The organism is Alkalibacterium sp. 20 (genome assembly GCF_001885615.1).
GTDB lineage: Bacteria > Bacillota > Bacilli > Lactobacillales > Carnobacteriaceae_A > Alkalibacterium.
Genome location: NZ_LSRN01000094.1, coordinates 1 through 1,710, shown reverse-complemented (window position 1 = coordinate 1,710; position 1,710 = coordinate 1). Strand labels below are relative to the sequence as shown.

Here is a 1,710-nt window from a genome sequence, read left to right as displayed (position 1 = left end):
ATATAAAACTAATTGAGGTAGTTTTTTAGTAGAATTAACAAAAAAAAAGATTGTTATTAAAGTGTTTAAGCTGCGAAAGTGTAATGATGTCAGATACTGAATTTCAATAAAAAGATTTTTTTATTTAATCTAAATAAAGTTTTTTTATACATGATTATTTCATTATATGAATTAATCGGTGATTTAAAATAATTGTAATACAGTGTTTTATGTGCTATTCTGATAAACGACAACAATGGAGGTTTTAATAAGTGATAAATAAAATGAAGTTCATATTTCTATCGATTTTTGGGTTTGTATTTTTTCTAGTACCCTTTACAATAAATGGTGAGAGTAAAATAATGTTATCTCATATCATTGATTTTGTTAAAAATAATATTCTAGATGAATTCCTTGCCTTTACAGTTGCAAGTGGATGGGTCGTGTTAATAGCGACTGTTGTATTCATATTCTATACGTCGCAAAATAAGTTCATCAATGCTATGTTTAAGGCTTCTGCTTTTAATGTAGTATTGAGAATTGTCGGTTCATTTTTATATCTCATGGTTTTAAACAATTGGTTTGAAAGTTACGATTTTGCAAGACTCATACTGGATCCCAATACTGGAGGGCTCATGGCTGGTGAAGGCGGACTGTTGACCACACTTTACATAACTTTCTTTGTGGGGATACTTGCACTTCCACTGCTCACTCATTTTGGTATTGTTGAATTTATCGGTATTTTGTTAGGCCCTATTGTGGTGAAACTTTTTAGAGTACCGGGTTATTCAATGATCGATGCGATCGCTTCCTTTGTAGGGGACGGTACAATAGGTATAGTGGTAACTGATAGACAGTATCAAAGAGGGTACTACAATAGAAGAGAAGCTTACATCATAGCAACCAGCTTTTCGGTTGTAGGTATTGCTTTTGCGGCTGCCGTGGCTGAAGAGTTAGGGTTCAGTAGCATTTTCCCTATTTTTTATGGCTCTATTCTATTAGTGACGTTGATCATTGCCTTTATTATGGCGCGTTTACCGCTTAAAAAATTCGAACCAAGTTATTATGAAGGGAAAACGCCTAAATCAGTTGAAATCCCGGAAGATAAAACGACTCTTCAACATGCTTTTGATTCTGCTATAAAACAGGCAAATGAAACTAAAATCATGCCTACGATTATTGATGCCTTTAAGAATATTGTTCATATATACGTCGGATTTTTACCGATTATTATGGCCATAGGAACAATTTCATTAATTATTGCCGAATATACGCCGTTTTTTGATATCATCAGTGCTCCTCTAGTGCCTATGTATGAATTGATAGGATACAGTACAGAAGTGGCAGCGCAAATGGCACCTGCATCCGTTGCAGGATTTGCTGACATGTATTTACCCGCTCTGTTTATAAGTGGAGCTACTAGTGAAGCTGCACGTTTCTTCATCGGTGTCTTAGCCTTCACTCAGTTAGTATTCATGTCTGAAACCGGTATGATCTTGGTTAAAACTAAAATCGGTTTGAACTTTTGGGATGTCGTCAAAGTCTTTCTGTTTAGAACAATAATATCTATCCCGATATTAATTATCATCACAAATATTTTAGTTGTGATGAATGTTATCGAGTTCTAGAGAGATTCTCTTATATCTGTGCGCATTAAAATATGTTAAAAGGTAGTTACAAACTAATAAAATAAAAACACGCACTTCATTAGTTTTATGCTAACGAAGTGCG

1 protein-coding gene is annotated in these 1,710 nt (G+C 34.0%); it reads left to right on the top strand.

Features of this window, described 5'->3' with window-relative positions; genetic code table 11:
• The first annotated feature begins 341 nt into the window (after positions 1-341).
• A complete protein-coding gene (locus AX762_RS11900) occupies positions 342-1,607 on the top strand; it encodes a YjiH family protein (RefSeq protein WP_256244931.1) in 1,266 nt (421 codons plus the stop codon).
• Positions 1,608-1,710 lie beyond the last annotated feature (103 nt).

Excerpts from the sequence above, each read along its gene's own strand:
- AX762_RS11900 (WP_256244931.1), top strand. The coding sequence starts at position 342 with ATGTTATCTCATATCATTGATTTTGTTAAAAATAATATTCTAGATGAA.